At 42.2% G+C, this 521-nt stretch carries 1 protein-coding gene; it reads right to left on the reverse strand.

The window, feature by feature from the left end:
• Window positions 1–98 precede the first annotated feature (98 nt).
• Window positions 99–521 (reverse strand): UBA domain-containing protein (locus EK369_RS23065; protein ID WP_206198172.1); only part of this gene is annotated, 423 nt, incomplete at its 5' end.

The following is a 521-nucleotide window of genomic DNA, read 5'->3' on the forward strand; positions in this document are numbered from 1 at the left end:
ATCATCTTCACATAATTAATAGATAATCGTTGTTTAATTATATTATCACCAATACCCATTTGTATAATAATATAAGAAATACAGACATGCTGTTTCAATTAAATTTTCAAGTCGACTAGAGCCTTGACGACTTTGCTTACGTCACCTCTGTGACGTTCCAACAAATGGGTCAAAATTCCACCATCGTTCGAAAAACCCATTTCGTGCAATCTTGTGAGTCCTTCAGCAATAACAGGATTGCTGTGGTAAATGATTGTGGGTGTTGGGGCAGTTGGCTGGGAATCATTATTTCCATTAGGGGATGTAGGTTGGGGATTTTGGGTGTTTCGGGCTACAAAAGCCCAGCCAGGTTCAGCTGGCTTTTCCTGATTTTGGGAAGGTGGCTGTTGTTGTTGTTGCTGCTGTGGTGGCTGTGGCTGCTGTTGTGGTTGTTGAGGAGGAGAAATAACTGAGGGTTGATCTTGTTCCATCGGTGTTGAACATGGGGCTTCTTGAGAGGTAGACTGTTGGTTGGAATTTTG

The organism is Shimia sediminis (assembly GCF_003990645.1).
GTDB lineage: Bacteria > Pseudomonadota > Alphaproteobacteria > Rhodobacterales > Rhodobacteraceae > Shimia > Shimia sediminis.